Below are 24,481 nucleotides of genomic sequence, written 5' to 3'. Positions count from 1 at the left end.
CCGCAAGGTGAGCCCCTTTTTTGATTCGCAGAATGGCTGGTGGTCACGCCACTTTTTCCGCCGCTTGCCGCTCACGTTCGGCCACCAATTGGCGGGTCAGCGGGATCAGCCGCTTGCCGTATTCGATGGCATCGTCGAGCGGGTCGAAGCCGCGAATCAGGAAGGTGGTGATGCCCAGGTCGTAATAGTCGAGCAGGGCTTCGGCGACCTGTTCCGCAGTGCCGACCAGCGACGTCGAGTTACCTTGCGCGCCGAGCAGGCCGGCGATGCCAGTCCACAAACGCTTGTCCAGCCGCGAGCCCTGGGCCGCTGCCGCCAGCAGGCGCTTGGAGCCTTCGTTCGGTGGTTCGCGGCGTACAAAACCGTTCTGCTCGGCGAGGGCAGTTGCCTGTTGCAGGATGCGTTCGGCACGCTCCCAGGCTTGTGCTTCGGTGTCCGCCAGAATTGGTCGCAGCGACAGGCTGAAGCGAATGCTGCGCCCGTGTTTGGCCGCTTCGGCGCGCACCTGGTTCACCACTTCGCGCACCTGTTCGTAGGTTTCACCCCACAGCGCATAAACATCCGCATGCTTGCCCGCCACCGCGATGGCCGCCGCCGATGAGCCGCCGAAGTACAGCGGAATATGCGGCTGTTGCGGCGACTTCACCGCCGAATGCGCGCCCTCGACCTGATAGTACGTGCCCTGATAATCGAAAGGCTTTTCGCTGGTCCACTCCTGGCGCAACACATCTAGGTATTCATCGGTGCGCGCATAGCGTTCGTCCTTGCCGATGTAACTGCCGTCGGCCCGCAGTTCGCGGTCGTCGCCGCCAGTGATGATGTGCACCGCGGTGCGTCCGCCATTGAACACGTCGAGGGTATTGAACTGTCGCGCGGCGAGGGTCGGCGCGGCGAAACCCGGTCGATGGGCGATCAGGAATTTCAGATTCCTGGTCACGCTGGCGGCATGCGAGGCAATCAGCGTGCTGTCCGGGCTGTTGGAGTGGAAAGCCACCAGGGCGCGGTCGAAACCGGCCTCGTCATGGGCGCGGGCGACTTTCTCTACGTACTCCGGTTGCAGGGTGGGGCCACTGCGAGGGTGGATTTCTGAAGAATGATGGCCGCCGATATAACCGATGAATTCAATACTCATAATGAGTTCCTTGTCGTTGAACGGGCGCGATTAAAGCCTCCACCGGGCAAGGGGTCGGTCTGTGGTATGGAAAGTAGGCGTAGCAGGGCAGGGCTGTGAAATGCCGTTTTGTTCTAAGTTTATTATTAGATTAATTAATCACTTGTTGTTTGATGTATCAGAGATACGCATTTTATTCTGAGTCAGTGGCGCACCCTGCAAAGGACCCGGGCTGAGCCGGTTTACTATGCAAATAATTTATCTGACTGATCGTCGATCTGATTTTTAATCATATTAGGTTATTCCCAAAAAGAATTTCACTGCGGTTTTTTATGCGAATAGCATGAATCCGAAGCAGACGCATGGCGCCTCCAGCCATGTTCTTTATGAGGAAGGAAGCCTGATGACTGAAAAGACTTTCGATACGCCGAGCGCCAGTAGCTCGTTTTCCGTCAATAAGGCCGCTCGCCTCACGGGTGATAGCCGGGGGGCTTCAAGGTTGCTCCCCGACGGGTTGCGCAACTGGCGAACACCTGAGGCATTGCTGCGATTGATCAGTCCGATTGCGCTGCTGCTGTTGTGGGAACTGGCGTCGCAGTGGGGACTGATTCCGCAACGCGTGATCGCCGCGCCGTCGCAGATTGGCGGCACGCTCTGGGCCATGATCACTTCCGGGGAGCTGGGCAAGCATCTGCTGGTATCCCTGCAACGGGCGCTCGTGGGGTTGAGCATCGGCGTGAGCATCGGTGTCGTCGCAGCGCTGATTACCGGCCTGTCGAAGCGCGGCGAAGTGATCCTCGATTCGCCGATGCAGATGCTGCGCACCATTCCTTCGCTGGCCCTGGTGCCGTTGTTCATTCTCTGGTTCGGCATCGGCGAGTTCACCAAAATAGCCCTGATCGTGACCGGTACCACGTTCCCGGTATACCTGAACCTGTTCGCCGGCATCCGCAACATTGACCCCAAACTGATCGAGGCCGCCAACACTCTGGGCCTCAATCGTCGCGAGTTGATCTGGCACGTGATTCTGCCGGGATCCTTGCCCTCATTCTTCGTCGGCCTGCGTTACTCCCTGGGGATTTCCTGGCTGGCCCTGGTGTTTGTCGAGCAAATCAACACCACCGCCGGCATCGGCTATCTGGCCAGTGATGCGCGGGACTTCATGCGCACCGATGTGATCGTCATCTGCCTGCTTATTTACAGCGTCCTCGGCCTGTTGATCGACGGACTGATTCGCACGCTGGAGCGTTTTGCCCTGGCCTGGCGCCCATCATTTGTGAGGAACTGATATGTCGAGCATCGATCTTTTGGACGCGTCTAAAACCGCCCATTCAGCAGCGCCCGTACAACTGCGCAATGTGGTGCGCCAGTTTGGTCAACAGCGAGTCATCGACGGCCTGGACCTGGACATCGCACCCGGCGAGTTCGTCGCGCTGCTGGGGGCCAGCGGTTCGGGCAAGACCACTTTGCTGCGTAGCCTGGCCGGGCTCGACAGCATCGACAGCGGCCAGTTGCGGGTACCCAAGGCACGGGCGGCGGTGTTTCAGGAGCCCCGGCTGATGCCGTGGAAGCGTGCCTGGAAGAACGTGATTCTCGGCCTGCACATTCCCGACGCCAAGGCGCGGGCGGTGCAGGCGCTGACCGAAGTGGGCCTGGCCCATCGCCTGGAAGCCTACCCGGCGACGCTCTCCGGCGGCGAAGCACAGCGGGTCGCGTTGGCGCGCGGCCTGGTGCGCGAACCGAAGCTGTTGCTGCTCGATGAACCGTTCGCTGCACTCGATGCCTTGACCCGGATTCGCATGCATCGGCTGATCATCGAGCTATGGCGCAAACATACGCCAGCGGTGCTGCTGGTGACCCACGACGTCGATGAAGCGATCCTGCTGGCCGATCGGGTCATCGTGCTGGCCAACGGCAAGATAGCTGAACAATTGACCATCGACCTGCCACGAGCCCGGGACACCGGTCAGGAAGGCTTTCAGCAAATCCGCGCGCGTCTGCTCAGCCTGTTGGGGGTTGAAGCGAACGAGCCAGCGGCTCAAACGACCGGCACTGCACCGGCGGCGTCGACCGGCAACGTTCGGCGTTTCGCCCATGGCTGATCTTTTAATAAAGGGATGCTCCAACAGGCCAGGACGTGTCTGGAAATCCATGGCCGTGCTGTTATCTGGCGCTGCGTTGTTGCTCGGCGGCTGCGGTGATACCGCCGAGACAAAATCTCCATCCGCAGCCCAGTCAGATTTGTCCGGCGTGACGCTGGTGTTGGGCGATCAAGCCAAGGGCTTGCGCACGGTGGTCGAGGCGGCAAATGCGCTGGAGGGCATCGACTACAAGGTGCAGTGGGCCAACTTCCAGGGCGCCGCGCCGCTGTTCGAAGCCCTGCGCGCCGGGGCTGTCGATCTGGGGCCGGCCGGTGATACGCCGGTGCTCGCGGCGGCGACTGGCGGCACGCCATTGCGGATTGTCGCGGTTCGGCGCAGTCAATCGAGAGGGATCGCGATTCTGGTTCCGCCGGACTCAACGATTCGCAGTGTCGCGGATTTGAAAGGTCGCAACGTGGTGGTGTCGTCGGCCCGAGGCAGCATTTCCCAGTACCTGCTGATTCGCGCGCTGGCCAATGCCGGGGTCGACGAGAAAGACGTCAACGTCGGCTTCGTCTTGCCGACCGATGCCTTGCCGGCGTTCAACGCCGGGAAAATCGAAGCCTGGGCCACGTTCGGGGTGTATCAGGCATTCGCCGAGCAGAAGGGCGCTCGGGTGCTGATCAGTGGCGAAGGCATCAACACCGGGCTGACGTTTATCACCGCCTCCGATGAAGTGCTGACCGACCCGCTCAAACGCAAGGCACTGAGTGATGTATTGCAGCGCTTCGCCAAGGCGTTCGAATGGGCGCAGCGCAATCCCGACGAGTACGCTCGGGTCTTCGCCAAGGTCAACGACATTCCCCTTGAAGTCTCGCAGACGCTGCGCAGCTGGGGCGATGAGTCGCTGTTGCCGGTTGAACCGCGGGATGTTCAGGCCTTGCAGCAAGTCGATGACTTGTTCGTGGAAAAGAAGATCTTTCCCCATCGTGTTGATGTGGAAAAACTCACCGATACGGCAGTGTTTTCCGCTGCGCCACTGACAGTCACGCAATCGGAACCGGCGCGGTAGTCCGGGTTCTCCCTGAAGATTTACAGGAGTCTATCAATGGGCAATGTCCAGAGCGCCACCAGTGCCCGAGAAGTGTTTCGTCATCCGCTGCCCGGCGGCGAGTTGCTCGATCTTGGCCGGGTCTTCCGCGAACCCTTGGCGCTGTCGCGGCAGCTCAGCACGCCCAGGCACGTGTTGAGTCGCCGCGAAGTGGTGTTGCTGGGAGTGTTCGCGTTGGTGTTGCATAGCGCGGTGATTGTTTGGGTCAACCAGACGCCGCCCCCGCAACTGCCGGTGGTACCGCCTGAGATTCCGCCGATGACCATCGAGTTTTCGCAGCCAGCACCTCCGGTGGTACAACCGCCTCCGCCCGAGCCGATTCCACAGCCAGCGGTCGAGCCGCCACCGCCGGTGGAGGACGAATTGGCCGTGAAGCCACCGCCTCCTAAACCGATTCCAAAACCGAAACCTGTGGTTAAGCCGGTGCCCAAACCCGTGGCCAAACCGGTGGAGCAGCCGCCTGCGCCACCTGCGCCGCCACAACCGGTCGCCGCACTAGCGCCACCCGCACCGCCGCCACCGAAACCGGTGACCCCGGCGTCGGCCAGCGCCGGTTACTTGAAGAACCCGGCACCGGAATACCCGTCGCTGGCGATGCGTCGCGGTTGGGAAGGCACGGTGTTGTTACGGGTGCATGTGTTGGCCAGCGGCAAACCCGGCGAAATCCAGATCCAGAAAAGCAGTGGCCGCGATCAACTCGACGACGCGGCACTGGCCGCGGTCAAGCGCTGGAGTTTCGTCCCGGCCAAGCAGGGTGATGTCGCTTTGGACGGCTGGGTCAGCGTGCCGATCGACTTCAAAATCAAGTAGCCATACCTATTAAAAGCATACCTATCGAAATACGCTGCGGGCCACCTGACAAAAGGCGCATCGCTACAACCGATTTAATGCCTTGTTGGAGAGCCTGACCATGAACCTGATCGCATCCCCTTTCGAATCCATCGAACACACTGTCATCTGGCTGTTGATCCTCTTTTCCGTCGCCACCTGGGGGCTGGCCTTGCTCAAGGGCGTGCAGTTCACCCGTCTCAAGACCCAGGATCGCAAATTCCATAAACACTTCTGGGCCGCTTCCAGTCTCGATTCCGCCGCTGAATTGGCCCATGGTCAACCGGGCGCTGCGGCTCGCGTGGCACTGGCCGGTTACGCCGCGATCCAGGTGCCAGAGGGCGCACAAGCCGCCGACTTGAGCCAGGCGATCAACCATCAGGACCGTCTCGAGCGCGCCCTGCGCCAACAGATCGTGCGGGAACGGCGTTCGCTTGAAAGCGGCCTGGCGATCCTCGCCAGTATTGGCAGCACCTCGCCCTTCATCGGCCTGTTCGGCACGGTATGGGGCATCATGTCGGCCTTGAAAGGCATCAGTGCGGCAGGCTCGGCGAGCCTGGAAACCGTAGCCGGGCCGATCGGTGCCGCCTTGGTTGCCACCGGCGTCGGCATCGCTGTCGCGGTGCCGGCGGTGCTGGTCTACAACTACTACCTGCGTCGCCTGAAGCTGACCGCCGCCGACCTCGACGACTTTGCCCACGACTTCTACAGCCTGGCGCAGAAAAACGCGTTCCGCGTGCTGCTGCACCCGGTGCTGAGCAAGTCCGGTGCGACCGTCGCCGGACAGCAAGTCAAGGAGGCGTCCTGAGATGGCCTTTTCCACACAAGACAGCGATGAAGTGCTCAGCGAGATCAACGTTACGCCACTGGTGGACGTGATGCTGGTGCTGCTGGTGGTGTTTATCGTCACCGCGCCACTGCTGACCAACGCGATCCCGATCAACCTGCCGAAGACCGAGTCGGTGGCGCCGGTTGAGCAGAAAGATCCGCTGGTGGTGAGCATCGACGACAAGGGCAAGGTGTTCATCAACAAGGACGAGATCCAGGCGGATCTGCTCGAGTTCAACCTACAAGCGGCCAAAGCGAAAAACCCCAACGTGCGCGTGCAACTGCAGGCGGACAACGGCGTGAATTATGGCGAGGTCGCCCGGGCCATGGCGTCTATCGAGCGAGCGGGGATTACCAAGCTGTCGGTGATTACGGCGAAATAGGTTTCGGGTTTATTGCATTGTGGCAGGGGAACGGCCTATGAAGGCCGCCCCCATGCCGATTGTGGCGCAAAACACTTGAGGTCGGTGCTCTCCCGTATTTTCGCCGGTCAACTGCGAGCTTCTTCGGTCAGCTCAAACACCTCTAGTTATCGATTAAAGCGCTCGACCAATGAATACTGAGTATTAGCTGTCCGGGTCAATTCCTTGCTTAACTCTGCCGAATGATGGGCCTGCTCCGACGTCTGATCTGCCAGGTGCGAGATGGTGGTGATATTACGGCTGATTTCCTCTGCAACGGCGGTTTGCTCTTCAGTGGCCGCTGCTATCTGGGTTGTCATATCAGTGATGTTGGCGACCGCTTCACTGATACCTACCAACGCTTTGTCTGCCTCAAGCACCCACACCACACCTTCTTCGGCCTGACGGCGACCACTTTCCATCGTTTGCACGGCGTTATCGGAAGACATCTGGAGCTTGGTTATCAGGCCATGGATCTGCGTCGTGGATTCAGAGGTGCGCTGCGCCAACTGACGCACCTCGTCCGCCACCACGGCGAAGCCTCGACCCATATCACCAGCGCGCGCGGCTTCGATCGCGGCATTCAGGGCCAATAGGTTGGTTTGATCGGCAATGCCTTTAATGACATCGACCACGGTTCCGATTTCATTGCTGTCCTTGGCCAGCTGCGCGACCGTCTGCCCGGTTTCGCCAACCACTGCGGACAGTCGCTGGATCGCTTCGCGGGTATCTCGGGCCACATCGCGTCCGCGTCCGGTCAGCAAGTTAGCTTCTTGGGAGGCGTCAGCGGTGCGTTGGACATGGCTGGCGACTTCTTGTGTGGTCGCCGCCATCTGATTGACCGCTGCGGACACTTGTTCGGTCTCGACACGCTGGCGATCAAGACCCCGTGAGCTGTCGGCGGCCAATACGTCGGACCTCCCTGCGAGTCCGCTGAGTTGCTCCGCGGTGTCCTGCAGACGTGTAAGACAGGTCTTCAGGCGCGCGGTCTGGCTCACAAAGGCGGTTTCCAGGCGTGCCTGAGGGCCACATTCGTCGCTGTACATTTTCGCGATCAGTTGATCGGAGGTGGAAGGTTCAGCCATCTGTAACAAGCGCAATGTCGCCTGCTTTTGCCAGCGCGTGATGATCAGTCCGAGCGGTGCAGAGACAGCTGCCGTGACGATAATGGCCACGAAGGTGCTGAGTAAGACACCACTCAAAGCCCCCACCAAGCCCATAACCAGGAATGGCAGCCAGCCAAGTAGGGCCGGTTGCCACTTGTCACGCGCGGGGATGGCCGGCTTGCCCTGACTGATGCGCTTGTAGAGGGCTTCGGCGCGGTGGACTTGTTCGGCAGTGGGTTTGACCCTGACCGATTCATAGCCAACCACTTGGCTGCCTTCGAAAATCGGTGTGACGTAGGCATTGACCCAGTAATGGTCACCGTTTCTGGAGCGGTTTTTGACGATGCCCATCCAGGGGTTGCCTTGCTTAAGAGCGCCCCACATATGGGCGAATACGGCAGGAGGCACATCGGGATGGCGGACGATATTTTGTGGTGCGCCAATCAGGTCGGCTCTGTCGAAGCCACTGATCGCTACGAAGGCGTCATTGCAGTAAGTGATGACTCCTCGAGCATCTGTTGTCGAGATGAGTTTCTGTTGAGGTGCAAGCGCGACCTCACGTTGCGTAACGGGTTGGTTGTTCCTCATTCCTGCAGCTCCCTGTGTCCTGTGAAAAAGCCATCGGCAGATGCCAGGAAAAGGTGAGTGATTTTTTTAAAATTATTTTTAACAACAATGAGTTACATCTGTTTTGCCGATTGGGAGTTGGATTCCGCTTAGATCTTTTTTCCCCGGGGCCGTGCTCGACATCCAGGTTTACGCAAGGTTGTAGGAATAGCCTTGTCTGGATTACTTGATTGGCGTCAACCGCATGTGTCGGCCTGCTCTGTATTCTGCGCTGAAACCGACTGTTGGTAGCGCAAGGCTTATTGCTCATGACTGAAATGATGCTGACTCACCTCGACTCACTGGGACGCGTGCGAATGGTCGATGTTACGGATAAATGCGTGACGTCCCGAGAAGCCGTGGCTGAGGCATGGGTTCATATGCTTGCCGAGACCCGACAACTGATTGCCAGTGGTGCTCACCCTAAAGGCGATGTATTTGCGGTAGCGCGGATCGCCGGCATTCAGGCGGCCAAACGCACGAGTGAGTTGATTCCGCTCTGTCATCCGCTGCTTCTGAGCAGTGTTAACGTTGAGTTGAGTTTTGAAGGTGACCAACGCGTACGCATTGTTTCTCGGTGCAAGTTGTCCGGACAGACCGGCGTTGAGATGGAGGCGCTGACCGCCGCCAGTGTGGCGGCCTTGACCCTGTATGACATGTGCAAGGCCGTGGACCGGGGCATGAGCATCGAGTCGGTGCGGCTGTTGGAGAAGCAGGGTGGTAAAAGTGGCTGGTATCAGGCGCAGCAACAATGAAGCTGAATGTTTTGTATTTCTCGCGGTACCGCGAAACGCTTGGTCTTGACGATGAAACGATTGAAGGTGATTTCACTTCTGTCGATCAATTGCGTCAGCACCTGATACATCGTTCTGGCGTCTGGCAGGTGCTGGCCGAACAGAACCTCATGTGTTCCCGCAATCAGGAGATGTGCGGGCTCGGTGAGCCGTTGATAGACGGTGATGAAGTGGGTTTTTTCCCAACCGTAACGGGGGGGTGATTCGATGATTCGAGTGCAGACAGAGTGCTTCGACCCCGGCACCGAAATCAATACCCTGCAGGCTTTGAGCCTGAATGTCGGTGCCGTGGTGAGTTTTGTCGGGTATGTACGTGACACCAACGTCGGACAAGAAGTCGCCGGGATGTTTCTTGAGCATTACCCCGGTATGACCGAAAAGGTCCTGGGCAAGATCGCCGACGAAGCCCGGCAGCGCTGGCCGTTGCTCGGACTGGTGCTGATCCATCGAATCGGCGCGCTGCAACCGGGAGAACCCATTGTCTTTGTCGGCATCAGCAGCAGTCATCGTCAAGCGGCTTTTGATGCCTGTGCGTTTGTAATGGATTACCTGAAAACCCGCGCGCCATTCTGGAAGAAAGAACAGGTGGCCGAGAGTTCCCATTGGGTCGAGGCTCGCCACAGTGATCGCGAGGCGGCGCAACGATGGGAGTGACGTTTCCCTCGCGGTGAGTGGATCGTGTTCAGCTGTATTGAGAGCGAGAATCCCATGCTCTATCCGCTGTTTCTGACGTTGCATCTGTTTGCCGCGCTGATTTTCATCGGCACGGTGTTCTTCGAAGTCCTGTTCCTTGAAAGTATCCGCAAACAGCTGCCCGTCAAGGTCATGTTGCTGCTCGAGCAGGGTATCGGTCGGCGCGCACGCACCTTGATTCCATGGGTCTTGCTGGTGTTGTTCGGTGCCGGGTTGGGGATGGTCTGGCTGCGCTATCTACCGGTCCTTGCCACACCAATGGCCTCATCGTTTGGCACGTTGCTGATGTTAAAAATCGTGGCGGCCGTCAGCGTACTGCTGCATTTCCTGGTCGCCATGTTTTTGTTCAAACGTGGCCGGATGAGTGCTCGATACCTGCATTTCATCCATGGCAGCCTGTTCTGCCACATGGTTGTCATTGTGCTGTTGGCCAAGTGGATGTTTTACCTGACGTGGTGACTGGGCTTGCCTGGTGTCTGTTGCGCGACAAGCACTTTGCTCGCGCTTGATGCAAATCAAGGAGCATTGGTCGCCAGACTCCGACACTGGCGGTCCGCAGCCAGTCTCGGAGACCCGTTATGCTCAATTCATTTCACAACCCCGGTGAGCTGAACGTCCGGCGCGATCAAGGCGTACTCGACCCCAACTGCCATGTCGACACTGAAAAATTTCATGGCGGCGTCGGCTCTCTGGATTTGCTTCGTGCATTGCGCGGCAGCCGTCAGAAGTGCCGTCCGCTGTCGCTGAATGTGCAACTGCCTTCTAACCTTAAGCCTGCCTTGTGCTCCCCTCGCGAAATTTCATGCGAGCACAGTGGTGTCGAACACTATCTTCAGCGTCTGCAACATGAGATCGACCTCGTCGGTTGTCATCTGGGAACCGGGCAGCGCGTCGAGCAGTTCCATCTGGGGGGCGGAACACCCGCCATCGCCCACCTGAGACGGCTGATGAACCACCTTCGTGGCCGATTCAACTTCCTTGGACATGAGTGCGGTGACTACAGCATAGAAGTGGACCTTCACCATACGGATTGGTCGACCATGGGCATGCTGCGTGACCTTGCGTTCAACCATGTCAGCATCGGCGTTCCGGACATCGGTGCCGACAGTGCGATGTCGGTGGCCTGCTACCAGAATCCGGCACCGATCCATTCGCTTATCGATGCCGCTCGTACTTTCGGCTATCGATCCATCAATGTCGATCTGGGTTATGGCCATACCTGGCAGACGCCAGAAAGTTTTGCGCTGAAACTGGCAACCATCATCGAACTGGAGCCGGACCGGCTGCTGGTGTTTGATTATTCCCGGCCACCTCAACGCTATCGGCCAAAGGCCGCAGACACAATCAGGGCGTTTTGCAGCGAGGAAGATAAAGACGCCATGCGCCGGATCTGCTTTGAACAGCTGATCGGCGCCGGTTATCACTACATTGGCCTGGGGCAGTTTGTCCGGCCCGATGACGATTTGGCGATTGCTCAGGAGCGCGGCCGATTACGTCGCAATTGTGAGGGGTTTACCCGTCACGGGCATTGCGACCATATCGGGTTCGGTTTGGGCGCTATCAGTCAGATCGACGGTTTGTATGCGCAAAACACCGACGAGCTGGAACGGTACCAGCAGCAACTGGACATGGACCAATTGCCGACGAGTCGTGGCTGGCGCTGTGAGGAAGGGAATCAGCTCAGACACATGGTCATGGAGCGCCTGGCGTGTGATCTGGAGCTGGATATCCAGGCAATCGAGACGCGTCATGGAGTCATTTTTCGCCAGTACTTTGTCACCGCCTGGCCTGTGCTGGAGCAATTGAGCCGTAACGGGTTGATTGAACTGTCTGACCGTTTCATCAGCATTCTTCCGGCCGGTCGGCCGCACGTGGATGCTGTCTGCAACCTGTTTGAAAAGGATTCGGACGGTGCGGGGCATGAACCCCTTTGCGAATGGATTGATCATGACACCTTCATTTGATTTCAATCGCGCCCTGGTCGAAAAGTATGACCTCCCGGGGCCGCGCTATACCTCTTACCCGACCGCGCCGCAGTTTCATCAGGCGTTCGCCGTCGATGACTATCAGCGTGCGGCCTCGGACAGCAACCAGGCGACAACGCCAAAATCGCTGTCGGTGTACATCCACATCCCGTTCTGCAAGAGCCTTTGTTACTACTGCGCCTGCAACAAAATCATTACCCAGAAAACCCACCGCGCCGTCGAGTACCTGACGTACCTCAAGCGCGAAATCGTGATGCAAGCTGCCTTGTTCGACCGCACCCGCAAACTCACGCAACTGCACCTGGGAGGTGGCACGCCGACCTATTTGACCGGCGAACAACTGGCTGACCTTATGGACTGCCTGCACCAGGCATTCGATATGGATGACAGCGATGACCATGAGTTTTCCATCGAGGTCGACCCTCGCACCATCAGTACGCAACAGATCCAGTTGTTGCGTCAGTTGGGGTTCAATCGTTTGAGCTTTGGCGTACAGGACTTCGATCCCGACGTACAGGCTGCGGTCAATCGGCAGCAAAGTGAAGAGCAAATCCATGCGCTGGTCGCTGCGGCGCGTCAGGCGCGATTCAAATCGATCAGTGTCGATCTGATTTACGGCCTGCCATTGCAAACCGTGCAGAGTTTCGATGTCACCCTCGGCAAAGTCATCGCGCTGCGTCCGGACCGGATTGCCGCCTACAGCTACGCCCATTTGCCGGAACTGGTGCGCGCACAACGGCTGATTCGTTTGGCTGACATGCCGCCACCGGAGCGCAAACTGGAATTGCTTGAACTGACTGTCCGTCGTCTGACTGAGGCCGGTTATATCTATATCGGCATGGACCATTTTGCCTTGCCGGACGATGAGTTGGCGCTGGCCCGGGCCAATGGCACGTTGCAACGCAATTTCCAGGGTTATTCCACCCACGCCGACTGCGATTTGATCGGTCTCGGGGTGTCTTCCATCGGCAAGGTCGGCGACAGCTACAGCCAGAGCGTCAAGGAGCTTTCGCAGTACTACGCCCGTATTGATCAAGGCTTGCTGCCTGTGCATCGGGGTTACCGGTTGAGCGCCGATGATCGGCTGCGCCGTGAAGTGATCAGCGATCTGATGTGCCACGGCCGGATCGACTTCGGCAAGTTTGAAGCGCGTCATGACATCTGCTTTACCGATTACTTTGCCGATGCGCTGATGCAACTCGACGAGCATGTTCGCGATGGATTACTGCAGATTCACAAAGACGCGTTGGTGTTGTTGCCCCACGGGCATTTGATGATGCGCAGCGCGGCGATGGCGTTTGATGCCTATTTGGGCGGTGATCAAAAAGGCCGGTTTTCACGTACCGTTTGAAGCCCCCAGTGCTGGCGTCCGCGATGCCAGGAGGAAATGATGAGAACCGAGTTTCAGGACCGTTTGGCGGTGGTCACGGGTGCCAGTTCCGGGATAGGCCTGGCCTTGTGTGCGGCACTGTTGCCGCGCGGGGTCAAGGTGCTGGCGATGTCACGGAAAATCGGTGAATTGCCGGCCTTGCAGCAGATCTATGGCGAGCGCCTGCAGTGGTGTGCCGGTGACGTGACCTGTCAGGATGACCTGCAGGCGCTGGCCCAACGTGCGTCGGAACTGGGCCCGGTGGATTATCTGGTGCCCAACGCGGGTATCGCCGAAATGGCCGACAGCCTCGACATGCCGGCCTTCCACCGCCAGTGGGCGGTCAATGGCGCCGGGGCGTTGAATACCCTGGCGGCGTTGCGCGGGGAGTTGGCGAATCCAGCTTCGGTGGTGTTTGTCGGCAGCTTCCTGACCGGTTCGAGCTTTCCCGGTCTGGCCGCCTGCATTGCCAGCAAGGCAGCGCTGACGGCGCAGGCGCGCACATTGGCGGTGGAATTCGCGCGTTATGACGTGCGCATCAATCTGGTCTCCCCGGGGCCGACCGCGACCTCGATGTGGGACAACCTGGGGTTGAGCGACGGGGAACTCGACGACGTTGCCGACACCCTCGGCAAACGTCTGCTGCCCGGTCATTTCCTCGATGCGTCAGCGGTGGCCAACGTGATTGTCTTTCAGCTGTCTCAAGGCGCCAGGGGCGTCTACGGTCAGGACTGGAAAGTCGATAACGGTTATACCTTGAGCTGAAGAGGTGAACACAAACCTTGTGGCGAGGGAGCTTGCTCCCGCTGGGGCGCGAAGCGGCCCTAAAAGCAGTCACTGCGTACATTCAGATTAAACGCAGGTGCTGATTTTACGACTGCTTCGCAGCCGAGCGGGAGCAAGCTCCCTCGCCACAAGTGCGATGTGTATTTCGATATTCAGGCACAAAATCTAGTGCGACGTACCCTCGGCAAACTCGATCTTGTTGCCCACGTTGTACTTGCCCGACGGCTTGTTCATCGGCAGGCGTTTGACCTCCTTGAGGGTGTTGCTGTCGTAGACGATCAGCGCACCGTCGGTGGCCCAGATACTCAGCAGCAGGTAGCGACCATCGCGGGTGAATTCGACGTGGGCGGCGGTCTTGCCGGGCATCGGGCGCAGGGTGTGGGCGATTTCCAGGGTCTGTTTGTCGATCAGGTGGATCGCATCGTTGTCGGGCCCGAAGAACACGTCGGTCCAGGCATACCGCGAGTTGAGGTGACTACGCATGAAGAAACCCGGCCCCAGGCTCGGTATTTCCTTGAGCAGTTTCCAGGTCTTGAAGTCGATGACCGAGATCAGGCCCTTGCTGATGTTCGGCGTGGCGAACACCCACTCACCGTTGCGTTTCCAGTAGGTTCCGGATCCCAGGTGCGGCATGCCCGGCAGTGGAATGTCGGTGACCACCTTGCCACTGTCGAGGTCGATCACCTGACCGCCCTTGGCCTTGCGCGATGTGGCCAGCAGTTGCTTGTAGTCCGGTGAAAAGGAAAAGTCGTCCAGCACATCCTCGGCGTGGATCCGTCGCGGTTCGAAATCCGGTGTGCCGGCGCAGGGCAGCTCCCAGACTTCCTTCACGTCCTTGAGTGCCACGATGAAGCTGTCCCGTGGCGGCGCGGTGTAGACCGCGCTGACCCGTGACGCGGTGCCGTCCTGGCCGATTGCCGGGATGGTTTTGACCAGTGACAGATCGCGGGCATCGAGCACCACCAGATTGCCCGGCAGATAGTTGCCCACCAGCACCCAGCGTCCATCCTTGCTCACCGCCAGGTTGCGGGTGTTGAGTCCGGCGCGGGCCTCGGCGATCAGCTTCAGGTTGTGCAAGTCATACAGGCTGATCCAGCCATCGCGAGAGGCCACGTAGACGAAGCGTCCGTCCGGCGAAAACTTCGGCCCGCCATGCACTGCAAAGTGCGAAGCGAACCGTGCAAGCACTTCAAAGCGGTCGCCGTCGAGGATGTCGATGTGATGATCACCGGCTTCCACCACCACAAACAGGTTCAGTGGATCGGCGCGATGCTGGGGCGTGTCGGGCAGTTTGTTGATATCGGCGAGAATCGAATGACTGCCGCGAATGTCATCGTTACTCCAGGTGGGTGGGGTGGCGGGTGGTTGCTGGAGGTAGTCCACCAGCGCGTCGATCTGCGTGGCGTTGAACACGTTGGCATACCCGGTCATCTGACTCGCGGGACGACCGTTCTGGATCACGTTGCGGATTTCGTCGGGTTTGATCCGGCTCAGACTCTCCGGCAGCAAGGCCGGCCCCGCACCGCCGAAACGGTTGGCGCCATGGCAGCCCTGGCAATGCTGTTGGTAGAGGTTGACGGCCGCGTCGGAGGGCGGAACCGCTGCACCGGCATGAGCCACACCGATCCATAGCAATGGGCCAAGCACCATGCGCCTCATATCGCCACCTTGCGGTGGCGTTGCAGCGCTGGGGCGGGGTAAAAGCGCGCCGGGAATTCCTGCTGTTGGGTAGCGAACAGATCGACTACTTTGCCGATCACCGCAAGCGTCGGAATGCCAGGTGGGCAATCCCGCGCCAGGGTCGGCAATTGGTGCAGCCTGCCTCGGGCAACGTGCTGGTCGGGACGCGTGCCATTGCTGATCAGCGCCGCCGGTGTATCGGCGGGCATTCCGGCTTCGATCAAGCGCCGGGCGATAATCCCGAGATTTGATAACCCCATGTAAAACACCAGGGTCTGGCTGCTGTCGACGAGGCTGCTCCAGGGTAATTGCAACTCACCATCGTGTTGCAAGTGCCCGGTGATGAATCGACAGGAGTTGACCAGATCCCGATGGGTCAGCGGAATGCCAGCGTAAGCGCTACACCCGGAGGCGGCAGTAATGCCGGGGACCACCTGGCAGTCAATGTTGCGTTGCAGCAGATACTCCACTCTTCGGCGCCACGGCCGAAGATGAACGGGTCGCCACCCTTGAGCCGGACCACACGCTGCCCCAGATCGGCGAGGTCGGCGAGTAGTTCGTTGATCTGGTCTTGGGGCAGGCTGTGGCAGCCGCTGGCCTTGCCGACGTAATGCCGGGCGCAGGTGAGGGGAATCAACGCCAGCAGCTCGGGGCTGATCAGGCGGTCGTAAACCACGGCGTCGGCTTGCATCAACAGGCTCCAGGCGCGCAGGGTCAGCAAGCGTGGATCGCCGGGGCCAGCGCCGACCAGGGCGACTTCGCCCGGTCTGAACGGGGACTCAAGTGCCGCCGGTAAAATAATCGATGGATGCATGGGACGTCCTTGGTACTTCATCAGGTGGGCCGGTCCCATCCTTTGTCAGATGGCTCGCCAGGCGGGTGCTTCAGTGCATGACGCAAGGGATGGTCGTTAATGGCGGTATGCCGATTTCTTCATCGCTGAGGTGGCATCCGGGGTCCTGGCCCCAGAGATCACCTTCGGCCCAGGCGCGGGTGCGGGTATTGCCGTTGCAGATGCTTAGCCAGCGGCATTGACCACAGCGGCCACCGACGGCCCGAGGATGCGCGCGCAGCTGCTGCAACAAGGCGTCCGGGCGGTCCAGCCACAGCGTGCGAAACGGCGTGTGCCGGACATTGCCCACCGAGTGCTGCCACCAATAGGTGTCGGGGTGCACTTCGCCGGTGTTGTCGATGTTGGCGATGCCGTTGCCCGAGGCGTTGCCGCCCCAGGCGCGGAGCATATGTTCCAGGCGCCGGTAATGTTCGGGTAGATGCAGGCCCACCCATTGCAGCAAGAGAATCGCGTCGGCATCGTTGTTGCCGCTGACAAAATCGCTGTCGCGACCGTGCTGGATGTCTTCCCAGGCCCGTTCGAAGATCAGCGTCATCGCCTCGCGGCTCATCTGCTGCCGGGCGTCGAGCTGGCGGCTGCGTTTGCCGCGACCGCTGTAGTTGAGGTGCGACAGATAAAACTTCTGTACGTCGTACTCGCGCATCAGCGCCAGCAATTGCGCAAGCTGCGCATGGTTCTCCTGGGTCAGGGTGGTGCGCAGGCCGACGCGAATGCCCTGTTCGCGACAGAGCCGGATCGCCCGCATGGAACTGACGAAGCTGCCCTTCAATTGGCGGAAGGCGTCATGGGTGGCTTCCAGGCCATCGATGCTGATCCCGACATAGTCGAAATTCGCCGCGCGGATCTGCGCGATGTTCTGCTCATCGATCAACGTGCCGTTGGTGGATAACGCTACGAAGAAACCCTTGGCGCGGGCGTAGGCGCTGAGCACAAACAGATCGTCACGCAGCAGGGGTTCACCGCCGGAAAGAATCAATACCTTCACTCCGGCGTCGTACAGATCGTCGATCACAGTCAGCGCGGCGGGCGTATCCAGTTCATCGCGAAAGACGCTGTCGGCGGACGTGGCGTAGCAGTGTTTGCAGGTCAGGTTGCAGCGCCTGAGCAGGTTCCAGATCACCACCGGCGGCCGGTTGCTGCCCGGTGGGCTGGTTCTGGGGGGCGGCACCTGGCCGGTCAGGGCACGCAGGTATTGGCTGATCCTCAACATGCAACTCTCCTTATGCAACTCTCCTTGAACCAGCGCGTGTTCAGCGTGGCACTGGCGGTAGTCGTAAACCGGTTTTTTTCAGGATGCGACTGCTCACCAGCATCTCGTCGGCGACACAGGCGTCGCCCAGCAAGTAGCGCAGGTGTTCGCGGTAACTGTCGATTTCCTCGCGGCTGCGACCGTGCACCATGGCGAACAGGTTGTAGCGCCACGCGGTTCGTCGCGGGCGTCGATAACAGTGGCTGACAAAAGGCTGTGCGCCGATCAGCGCGCCGAGGCGCGGCATGTCGGTGTCGCGCACATCCCAAACGGTCATGCCGTTGTAGCGATAGCCCAGGCGATAGTGGTTGGGGACGGCGGCGATACGCCGGATCGCGCCCTCGGCCTGCAAGCGCTTGAGCAGATCCAGGGTGGATTCGATGCTCAGGTCCAGCTGTTCAGCGAGCCAGGCCCAAGGGTCGTCCAACAGCGGCAGGCCCGTCTGGGTCAGTTCGATCAGACGGCGCGCCAGGATGTCTTCAGACCGGGAAGTACAGACCGACATGGTAAGTTTCCTCTTTGGGCACGTTGAGCAGCGGCAAACCGGTCAGGGTTTCGATGTGCTGCAAGGTCTCGGTGATACCTTGTTCGGTCGCACAGCCGAGCACGAACCACATGTTCCAGGCGTGTTCGCGTCGATAGTTGTGCGCCACTTCAGGCAGGGCGTGCAGTTGCTCGGCGACCTCTTCGAAGCGTTCTTCCGGCACCGCCAGTGCCGCGAGGGTGAAGGCGCCACCGAGGCGTTCGATGTCGAACATCGGGCCGAAGCGCGTGAGTACGCCGTCTTCCAGCAGGTCATGGAGGCGATCGAGCAGTTCAGTGCTGGTGCTCTCCAGTTCGCCAGCCAGTACCTGCCACGGATGGCGTACCAGCGGCAGGCCCAGCTGCAAGCGGTTGATCAGCCGACGGTCGAGGTCATTCATGGAGGGGAGCTCCTGTTGGCGAGGGGGCAAAGCGTGCGCCGCATTGTTTGAAGGCATGGGTGCTGAACAGCAGTTGATGGGGCAGGTCGCTCAGCAAGTGTTCTTCCAGCAACGCCTGGATCTGCGCCTCGACCTGCGCGCGTTGGCGTCCGTGAACCATGCAGAACAGGTTGTAGCGCCACTGCGGCAGGCGCCGTGGCCGTTGATAGCAGAGGGTGATACCGCACGCTCGCCCCAGGCGTTGGCCGACTTCGTCGATCAGTGCGTCCGGAACATCCAGCACCAGCATGGCGTTGGCGGTAAAACCCAACGCGCGATGGTTGAGCACCAGGCCGACCCGGCGAAACAGCCCCTGTTCGTGCCATTGGTGCATTTGCGCGAGCACCTGGTTTTCGTCGGCGTCTATCCGCTCCGCGAGGGCCTGATAAGGGCGTGATACCCGCGGCAATCCGCCTTCCAGATGCCGACGTAGCGCCAGTGCCTGTTTGGGGCTCAATCCCGGCTTCATGGGCCTTCTCCCAGGGCAAAACCGAGGTCGATGCGGTAAGCGGTCAACATCGGCAGATCCAGCGGAACGAGGCCGGTTTCGTTCTCAAGTTCTTCGAGAACACGTTCGATGTGCGGGCGATCAGGCCCGGTCAGCACAAACCACAGGTTGTAGAAATGCTCCCGTGCATAGTTATGGTTGACCTCGGGATATTGGCTGACGCGCTCGGCGACCTGCTGCAGGCGATCGGCGGGCACGGCGAGGGCGGCGAGGGTGCTGGCACCGGCGCGACTGTGCTCGAACACCGGGCCGATCCGTGAGAGGACGCCGGCCTGATCCATGGCGTCCAGGCAAGCCATCACCTGAGCCTCGCGACAACCGAGAATCCGCGCCATCTCCTTGTAAGGTTCCGGGCACAACGGCATGCCGTGCTGGAAGCGGTCGATCAGTTGGCGGCTGAACAGGTCGAGGTTCATTTCAGTAGCCCATTTTCTGCGCGCGACTGCTGAAGAAGATGCCGCTCGGCGCGGTGGCGGGAAGGGTGCTCAGCTGCTTCAGGCTATACGGATCCCAGACCTGAACCTGATCGCCATCGCGTAACGACAGCCACAACTGGTCGCCGCGCGCGGTGAATTCCATGTGCAGCACCGCCGGCCCCGGTCGCAGATCGGCGACTACGGCACGGGTTTCGCTGTCGATGACCTGGACTCGATCGTTGTCCGGGTAGGCGAAATTGACCCACAGTTGCCGACCGTCCGGCCGCGACGTGACGAACACCGGCTGGCCGGCCACCGGGATGACAGCGGTCTGCTGCCACGTGCGCGAATCCATCACCAGCACCTGATGACGGCCGACGGCGGGCACGAAGGCCTGGTGATCGGCGACGGCCCAGCCCTCCAGGTGCGGCATCTTGTAGACGGGCAACTTCGCCTGGCCGCGTCCGTAATCACCGAGCACTCGCTGCACGCCGCGCTCCGGATGCCAGAGGTCGAGTTGCGCCATGCCGTCTTCGCCGAACAGTCCAGCCATGTAATAGCGGCCATCGGGGGTAATCAGCGCGTCGTAGGGTTGCTGGCCGATGTCGGTAAAGCGGCTGATCCGCGGCGTGCTGCCTTGACTGAAATCGGCGGTCCAGATCTCGCCAGTATCGAACAGGCTGAACACAAAACGCTGACCGGGCGCGTCGACCAGGCCCACCACCCGAGAACGTTTGCTGCCATCGGCGAGCGGTGTCGCGGGAATATCGGCCACCTGTTGCAGAGTGACGGCATCGAACACCTTCACGCCGCCAGGCACGTAGTTGGAGACCGCGATCAACTTGCCGTCCTGACTGATGGCGCCGCCGATGCTGTTGCCGCCCTGGATGACGCGGTGGTCGATGCGTTGGGTCAGCAGGTCGATTTTGCTCAACCCGCCGTCGCGGCCGAACACATAGGCATAACGCTGGTCGCGGGAAAACACCACCGAGGCATGGGACAAGTCGCCGAAGCCCACGAGGCGGGCCAGCGCGGTGTGGGTAGCGCTTTCGATGATTTGCACGCTGCCGGTGGCGCGTTCCACCACCACGCCCAGATCGCCGGTACCACGCAAGGGTGACTGAGTGCAGGCGGATAACAACAGTCCAGTCGCCGCTGACAGCAGGATTGAACGGATCATGGTGCGGGATATCCCTGGAGAAGAAGATCGACCAGCCAACGGATGTCGTCCGGGCTGAGCAACGGGGCCCAACCGGGCATCGCGGTGCCGGGGCGACCTTGGGTGACGGTGGCAATCAGGCTGTCGCGGGACTTGCCTGCCAGCGTTGCACGCCTCAGGTCGGGACCCAGCCCGCCGGTCATGTGCAGTCCATGACAGGCGCCGCAATCCTGGGCCAGCAGGTGCTCGAGTTGGGCCTGACGCTTGGCGTCCGGCGCCGCAACCGAGGTCGCGCAAAAAAGGAGGAGGGCCGCCAGAACCACTGCGTGTCGATGAACCATCATGGCGCCCTCCGTTGGCTATTTGAGACTCAGGACCCAAGTTGCAAGTGTCTTCGCTTCGTCATCCGTCACCGGGTTGGCCGGCATTGGTATCGGGCCCCAGTTGCCTTGCGTACCGTTCTTGATGTGGTTGGCCAGGGTGTCCACGGCCTCGGGCACGCCAGCGTTCTTGGCCGCGACATCCTTGAGCGCCGGGCCAACAAGCTTGGTGTCGATGGAATGGCAGGCGGCGCAGGGTTTGCTCTTGAACAGTTCCTGCGCGTCTTGGGCCAGCGCCGGCTGCACGCTCAGCGCAGCGGTCAGGGCGAACAGTGAAAACAGAGTATTTTTCATGGTCGTTCCTTGCATTGATGGAGCTCAATAAATGTCGTGTTGGGTGTTGTAGACATTGAATTTCCCGGTGGGGGTGATCAGTCGTTTGTCCTTGATCACCGATTTGAGCTTCAGCGTTTTGTCGTCGATCACCACCAGTGCTGACTCCTCTGATTGACCGCTCCACACGGAGAACCAGACCTCATCGCCGGCCTTGTTGTATTCCGGCTGCACGACCCGCATGGCGCCTTGCTTGATGCCGGCGTACTCGGCGATGGGCAGCACGGTGTAGCCGGCGTCGAGTTTGTCGAGGTTGAACACCGCCACTGACTGGCTCAGCTTGGCGTCCGGGTTGAGGGTGGTGTCGACATACAGGTGGCGCGAGTTGGGGTGGGTTTTGATGAACAACGAACCGCCGCCCTGGCCCTTGAGCGAGGCGACCTGTTTCCAGGCGTATTGCGGGTGTTTGACCGGGTCGGTACCGATCAGCGAGATGCCCTCATCACCCAGATGGCTGGTGGCCCAGACCGGCCCGAAGGTCGGGTGGTCGAAGTTGGCACCGCGACCGGGGTGAGGGGTTTTGCCGACGTCGACCAGGGCCGCCAGATTGCGCTCCTTGGAATCGATCACGGCGACTTTGTTGGAGTTGTTGGCGGCGGTCATGAAGTAGCGATGGGTGCTGTCCCAACCGCCGTCATGCAGGAAGGGTGTGGCATCGATGTAGGTGATGGTGAGGTTTTTGATGTCCTGGTAATTGACCAGCATGACCTTGCCGGTTTCCTTGACGTTGACGATGAACTCCGGCCATTCGTGGGAGGCGATGATCGCTGCGACCCGGGGTTCCGGGTGATATTCCTGCTTGTCGACAGTCATGCCGCGGGTCGAGACGATCTGTTTTGGCTCCAGGGTTTCGCCATCCATGATGGTGAATTGCGGTGGCCAATAGGAGCCGGCGACAGTGTATTTGTCTTCGTAGCCCTTGAACTTGGAGGTCTCCACCGAGCGCGCCTCGATGCCCACTTTGACTTCGGCAACCTTGGTCGGCTCCACCGGCCACAGGTCGATCATGTCGATCCGGGCGTCTCGACCAATCACCAGCAGGTAGCGACCGGAGGCAGAAATGCGCGAGATGTGCACCGCGTAACCGGTCTCGATCAGCTTGACGATTTTCTTGCTGTCACCGTCGATCAGGGCAATCTTGCCGTCATCGCGCAACGTCACCGAAAACAGGTTCGGCAGATTGAGTTTGCTCAGTTGCTTCTTCGGACGGTCCTCGGGCTTGACCAGCACTTTCCAGGTTTTCAGCGTCTCGGCCATGCCCCATTCCGGTGGCGTGGGCGGTGTGTGCTGAATGAACTTGGCCATGGCCGTAATCTGATCCTTGGTCAGCGCGTTCGATGTTCCCCAGTTCGGCATGCCTGCCGGTGAACCGTAGGTAATCAATGCCTCCAGATACGGTTGGCCGCGAGACTGGGTGATGTCCGGCGTCAGTGGTTTACCCGTGGCGCCTTTGCGCAGCACGCCGTGGCAGCCGGCGCAGCGCTGGAAGTAGATTTCCTTGGACGCGTCGAACTCGGCCTGACTCATGTCGGGCGCTCCGGCGGTTTTGACCATCAGCGGGCTGGCCGCGGCAGCGACGGGCTCATCGGCTCTGGCCGTGTGAGTCGCCGCAAGGGCCAGCGCCGACCACAATGTGGCGACAGTCAGAGCAAACGTTTTTCTATTGCTGATCAGCATTCCATTTCTCCTCAGGCAAGACCTTTGCGATGTGCTGGAACGGCAGCGCAGAACGCAGGTTCTTAGTGCCATGCAAGGCTATGCCCGAGCAGGCCAATGCTCGCTTGACCGCGATCAAGTTTGCCGGCCATGCCGCTTGCCAGGTTGTCGCAGGCGCCCGTAGCGTGTTGCTTGAATCCGCTTTTGGAACAGGTAGCCCATGGACCGAATTCAGTCTTGCGAACCCTTCTATCAACCGCTCAACAATGAGGAGGCGCTGTTCGAGCAAGCCTGGCAACACGGCATGCCGGTGCTGATCAAAGGCCCGACGGGGTGCGGCAAGACCCGTTTCGTCCAGCACATGGCCCATCGGCTGAAGCTGCCGCTGTACACCGTGGCTTGCCATGACGATCTGAGTGCCGCCGACCTGATTGGCCGCCATCTGATTGGCGCCCAAGGCACCTGGTGGCAGGACGGGCCGCTGACCCGTGCGGTGCGTGAAGGCGGCATTTGTTATCTGGACGAAGTGGTCGAGGCGCGGCAGGACACAGTGGTCGTACTGCACCCACTGGCCGATGATCGTCGCGAGTTGTTCCTGGAACGCACCGGCGAAGTGCTGCAGGCGCCGTCGTCATTCATGCTGGTGGTGTCGTACAACCCTGGCTACCAGAACCTGCTCAAAGGCATGAAACCCAGCACCCGACAACGTTTCGTGGCGATGCGTTTCGGCTATCCGCCGGTGGCCGACGAAGAGCGTATTGTCAGCCGGGAAGCGCAGGTGGACAGCGCGTTGGCGGCGCAAGTGGTCAGGCTGGGGCAGGCCCTGCGAAGGCTGGATCAGCATGATCTTGAGGAAGTCGCCTCGACGCGGCTGCTGATTTTCACCGCGCGAATGATCCGCTCCGGCATGAGCCCGCGTGAAGCGTGCATGGCCTGCCTGGCCGAGCCGCTGAGCGATGATCCGCTGACGGTTGCGGCGCTGATGGGCGTGGTTGATGTCCACTTTGGCTGAGTCCAGACGCGTTTCACCGGGTCACTTGCCGGGCGATCTGGCGATGTGGTTGTTCATTTTGGCCGAGTTGTCGGTGTTCGCTATCCTGATTCTGGCGTTCGCCGTGACCCAGGCACTCAAGCCGCAGTTGTTCGGTGAAAGCCGTCAATTGCTCAACACCTCTACCGGCCTGGCAATGACCCTGAGCCTGCTCACCGCCGGGCTGTTCGCCGCGCTGGCTCAGGAGCAAGTCAGGCGTTCCCGGTCCCGCCACGGCGCCGTGCTTCTGCTGGCCGCGTTGCTTGCCGGCAGCGTCTACGTGGTGTTGAAACTTACCGAATACCGGCACTTGCTGGCCTCGGGGCTGGGCATGGAGCACAACACGTTTTTCACCCTCTACTGGATCCTCACCGGTTTTCATTTTCTCCATGTATTGCTCGGCATGGTCATTCTCGGATGGCTGGCCGAGCGCTGCCGTCGAGGCCTGTACAACGCCACCAACCGCAGCGGGTTTGAATCAGGCGTGCTGTATTGGCACATGGTCGATCTGATCTGGGTCGTGCTGTTTCCGCTGGTGTACGTGCTGAATTGACGG

At 60.2% G+C, this 24,481-nt stretch carries 27 protein-coding genes and 2 pseudogenes; 15 read left to right on the top strand and 14 right to left on the bottom strand.

The features are described from left to right. Positions 1–43 precede the first annotated feature (43 nt). Positions 44–1,132 carry an LLM class flavin-dependent oxidoreductase gene (locus tag AC1RO5_RS07925; RefSeq protein ID WP_493174220.1) on the bottom strand — a complete coding sequence of 363 codons (1,089 nt, stop codon included), beginning with the start codon at positions 1,130–1,132 and terminating at the stop codon, positions 44–46. Positions 1,133–1,514: 382 nt separating this feature from the next. On the opposite strand from AC1RO5_RS07925, the gene AC1RO5_RS07920 reads away from it, so the two are divergent. From AC1RO5_RS07920 to AC1RO5_RS07895, 6 genes are all read left to right on the top strand, one after another. Further along, positions 1,515–2,399 (top strand): ABC transporter permease, encoded by an 885-nt coding sequence (locus tag AC1RO5_RS07920; protein WP_413695937.1) that lies wholly within the window; start codon positions 1,515–1,517, stop codon positions 2,397–2,399. A 1-nt stretch (position 2,400) separates the two neighbouring features. Next, positions 2,401–3,213 carry an ABC transporter ATP-binding protein gene (locus tag AC1RO5_RS07915; protein ID WP_493174217.1) on the top strand — a complete coding sequence of 271 codons (813 nt, stop codon included), beginning with the start codon at positions 2,401–2,403 and terminating at the stop codon, positions 3,211–3,213. 49 nt (positions 3,214–3,262) lie between these two features. Further along, positions 3,263–4,264: an ABC transporter substrate-binding protein gene (locus tag AC1RO5_RS07910; protein ID WP_493174215.1), complete on the top strand. Its 1,002-nt coding sequence runs from the start codon at positions 3,263–3,265 to the stop codon at positions 4,262–4,264. A gap of 36 nt (positions 4,265–4,300) precedes the next feature. Further along, positions 4,301–5,113, top strand: a complete 813-nt coding sequence (locus AC1RO5_RS07905) for an energy transducer TonB (protein WP_493174213.1) — start codon at positions 4,301–4,303, stop codon at positions 5,111–5,113. 100 nt (positions 5,114–5,213) lie between these two features. Continuing rightward, positions 5,214–5,939 (top strand): MotA/TolQ/ExbB proton channel family protein, encoded by a 726-nt coding sequence (locus tag AC1RO5_RS07900; protein ID WP_493174211.1) that lies wholly within the window; start codon positions 5,214–5,216, stop codon positions 5,937–5,939. Position 5,940: 1 nt separating this feature from the next. Then, positions 5,941–6,342, top strand: coding sequence for an ExbD/TolR family protein (locus tag AC1RO5_RS07895; RefSeq protein ID WP_493174209.1), 402 nt, complete (start codon positions 5,941–5,943; stop codon positions 6,340–6,342). A 146-nt stretch (positions 6,343–6,488) separates the two neighbouring features. Here the strand turns inward: AC1RO5_RS07895 and AC1RO5_RS07890 are convergent, their stop codons facing one another. Beyond that, positions 6,489–7,571 (bottom strand): methyl-accepting chemotaxis protein, encoded by a 1,083-nt coding sequence (locus AC1RO5_RS07890; protein WP_493174466.1) that lies wholly within the window; start codon positions 7,569–7,571, stop codon positions 6,489–6,491. A gap of 210 nt (positions 7,572–7,781) precedes the next feature. Next, positions 7,782–8,054 (bottom strand): annotated as a pseudogene (locus AC1RO5_RS07885) (PAS domain-containing protein); the annotation flags it as partial. Positions 8,055–8,353: 299 nt separating this feature from the next. Here AC1RO5_RS07885 and moaC point away from each other — a divergent pair. From moaC to AC1RO5_RS07850, 7 genes are all read left to right on the top strand, one after another. After that, positions 8,354–8,827: a cyclic pyranopterin monophosphate synthase MoaC gene (gene moaC / locus AC1RO5_RS07880; RefSeq protein WP_493174464.1), complete on the top strand. Its 474-nt coding sequence runs from the start codon at positions 8,354–8,356 to the stop codon at positions 8,825–8,827. Beyond that, entirely contained in the window at positions 8,824–9,069 is a 246-nt protein-coding gene (locus tag AC1RO5_RS07875; protein WP_493174207.1) for a MoaD/ThiS family protein, read from the top strand. Before moaC ends, AC1RO5_RS07875 begins: the two co-directional genes overlap by 4 nt. Positions 9,070–9,073: 4 nt before the next feature. Further along, the gene (gene moaE / locus AC1RO5_RS07870) at positions 9,074–9,520 is read left to right on the top strand and encodes a molybdopterin synthase catalytic subunit MoaE (RefSeq protein WP_493174205.1); all 447 of its coding nucleotides are present in this window, start codon (positions 9,074–9,076) and stop codon (positions 9,518–9,520) included. Between the two features lie 54 nt (positions 9,521–9,574). Continuing rightward, positions 9,575–10,018, top strand: a complete 444-nt coding sequence (locus AC1RO5_RS07865) for a CopD family copper resistance protein (protein WP_493174203.1) — start codon at positions 9,575–9,577, stop codon at positions 10,016–10,018. Between the two features lie 119 nt (positions 10,019–10,137). Further along, positions 10,138–11,523 carry an oxygen-independent coproporphyrinogen III oxidase gene (locus AC1RO5_RS07860; RefSeq protein ID WP_493174201.1) on the top strand — a complete coding sequence of 462 codons (1,386 nt, stop codon included), beginning with the start codon at positions 10,138–10,140 and terminating at the stop codon, positions 11,521–11,523. Next, positions 11,507–12,895, top strand: a complete 1,389-nt coding sequence (hemN, locus tag AC1RO5_RS07855; protein ID WP_493174199.1) for an oxygen-independent coproporphyrinogen III oxidase — start codon at positions 11,507–11,509, stop codon at positions 12,893–12,895. The genes AC1RO5_RS07860 and hemN overlap by 17 nt, the downstream gene beginning before the upstream one ends. A 39-nt stretch (positions 12,896–12,934) precedes the next feature. Continuing rightward, positions 12,935–13,678, top strand: a complete 744-nt coding sequence (locus AC1RO5_RS07850) for an SDR family NAD(P)-dependent oxidoreductase (protein WP_493174197.1) — start codon at positions 12,935–12,937, stop codon at positions 13,676–13,678. A 186-nt stretch (positions 13,679–13,864) separates the two neighbouring features. Here the strand turns inward: AC1RO5_RS07850 and AC1RO5_RS07845 are convergent, their stop codons facing one another. The 11 genes and pseudogenes from AC1RO5_RS07845 to AC1RO5_RS07795 all read right to left on the bottom strand — a co-directional run bounded on the left by AC1RO5_RS07845 (position 13,865) and on the right by AC1RO5_RS07795 (position 22,916). Further along, on the bottom strand, positions 13,865–15,358 hold the full coding sequence (locus AC1RO5_RS07845; RefSeq protein WP_493174195.1) for a cytochrome D1 domain-containing protein: 1,494 nt from the start codon (positions 15,356–15,358) through the stop codon (positions 13,865–13,867). After that, positions 15,355–16,193 (bottom strand): annotated as a pseudogene (gene cobA / locus AC1RO5_RS07840) (uroporphyrinogen-III C-methyltransferase). The gene AC1RO5_RS07845 and the pseudogene cobA overlap by 4 nt, the downstream one beginning before the upstream one ends. Before the next feature lie 70 nt (positions 16,194–16,263). Then, on the bottom strand, positions 16,264–17,442 hold the full coding sequence (gene nirJ, locus AC1RO5_RS07835; protein ID WP_493174193.1) for a heme d1 biosynthesis radical SAM protein NirJ: 1,179 nt from the start codon (positions 17,440–17,442) through the stop codon (positions 16,264–16,266). A gap of 40 nt (positions 17,443–17,482) precedes the next feature. Next, positions 17,483–17,986, bottom strand: coding sequence for a siroheme decarboxylase subunit beta (gene ahbB / locus AC1RO5_RS07830; protein WP_493174191.1), 504 nt, complete (start codon positions 17,984–17,986; stop codon positions 17,483–17,485). After that, on the bottom strand, positions 17,961–18,404 hold the full coding sequence (locus AC1RO5_RS07825; protein ID WP_493174189.1) for an Lrp/AsnC family transcriptional regulator: 444 nt from the start codon (positions 18,402–18,404) through the stop codon (positions 17,961–17,963). The genes ahbB (AC1RO5_RS07830) and AC1RO5_RS07825 overlap by 26 nt, the downstream gene beginning before the upstream one ends. Continuing rightward, positions 18,397–18,912, bottom strand: a complete 516-nt coding sequence (gene ahbB, locus AC1RO5_RS07820; RefSeq protein WP_493174187.1) for a siroheme decarboxylase subunit beta — start codon at positions 18,910–18,912, stop codon at positions 18,397–18,399. Before ahbB (AC1RO5_RS07820) ends, AC1RO5_RS07825 begins: the two co-directional genes overlap by 8 nt. Beyond that, complete coding sequence (locus AC1RO5_RS07815; RefSeq protein ID WP_493174185.1) at positions 18,909–19,367, bottom strand: Lrp/AsnC family transcriptional regulator; 459 nt, start codon at positions 19,365–19,367, stop codon at positions 18,909–18,911. The genes ahbB (AC1RO5_RS07820) and AC1RO5_RS07815 overlap by 4 nt, the downstream gene beginning before the upstream one ends. Before the next feature lies 1 nt (position 19,368). Then, positions 19,369–20,547 carry a cytochrome D1 domain-containing protein gene (locus AC1RO5_RS07810; protein WP_493174183.1) on the bottom strand — a complete coding sequence of 393 codons (1,179 nt, stop codon included), beginning with the start codon at positions 20,545–20,547 and terminating at the stop codon, positions 19,369–19,371. Then, positions 20,544–20,870 (bottom strand): c-type cytochrome, encoded by a 327-nt coding sequence (locus AC1RO5_RS07805; RefSeq protein WP_493174181.1) that lies wholly within the window; start codon positions 20,868–20,870, stop codon positions 20,544–20,546. The genes AC1RO5_RS07810 and AC1RO5_RS07805 overlap by 4 nt, the downstream gene beginning before the upstream one ends. 15 nt (positions 20,871–20,885) lie before the next feature. Further along, positions 20,886–21,200, bottom strand: coding sequence for a c-type cytochrome (locus AC1RO5_RS07800; protein WP_493174179.1), 315 nt, complete (start codon positions 21,198–21,200; stop codon positions 20,886–20,888). A gap of 24 nt (positions 21,201–21,224) precedes the next feature. Beyond that, positions 21,225–22,916 carry a cytochrome D1 domain-containing protein gene (locus AC1RO5_RS07795; RefSeq protein WP_493174177.1) on the bottom strand — a complete coding sequence of 564 codons (1,692 nt, stop codon included), beginning with the start codon at positions 22,914–22,916 and terminating at the stop codon, positions 21,225–21,227. A 208-nt stretch (positions 22,917–23,124) separates the two neighbouring features. Here AC1RO5_RS07795 and AC1RO5_RS07790 point away from each other — a divergent pair, with 208 nt between their 5' ends. Together AC1RO5_RS07790 and AC1RO5_RS07785 are read left to right on the top strand one after the other, a co-directional pair. Continuing rightward, positions 23,125–23,907: a CbbQ/NirQ/NorQ/GpvN family protein gene (locus AC1RO5_RS07790; protein WP_493174460.1), complete on the top strand. Its 783-nt coding sequence runs from the start codon at positions 23,125–23,127 to the stop codon at positions 23,905–23,907. Continuing rightward, positions 23,891–24,478 (top strand): cytochrome c oxidase subunit 3, encoded by a 588-nt coding sequence (locus AC1RO5_RS07785; RefSeq protein ID WP_493174175.1) that lies wholly within the window; start codon positions 23,891–23,893, stop codon positions 24,476–24,478. The genes AC1RO5_RS07790 and AC1RO5_RS07785 overlap by 17 nt, the downstream gene beginning before the upstream one ends. Positions 24,479–24,481 lie beyond the last annotated feature (3 nt).

This window comes from Pseudomonas sp. GW822-FHT02G04 (assembly GCF_058802085.1).
The sequence above is the reverse complement of the archived record's forward strand: the minus strand, read 5'-3'. Positions and strand labels throughout refer to the sequence as shown.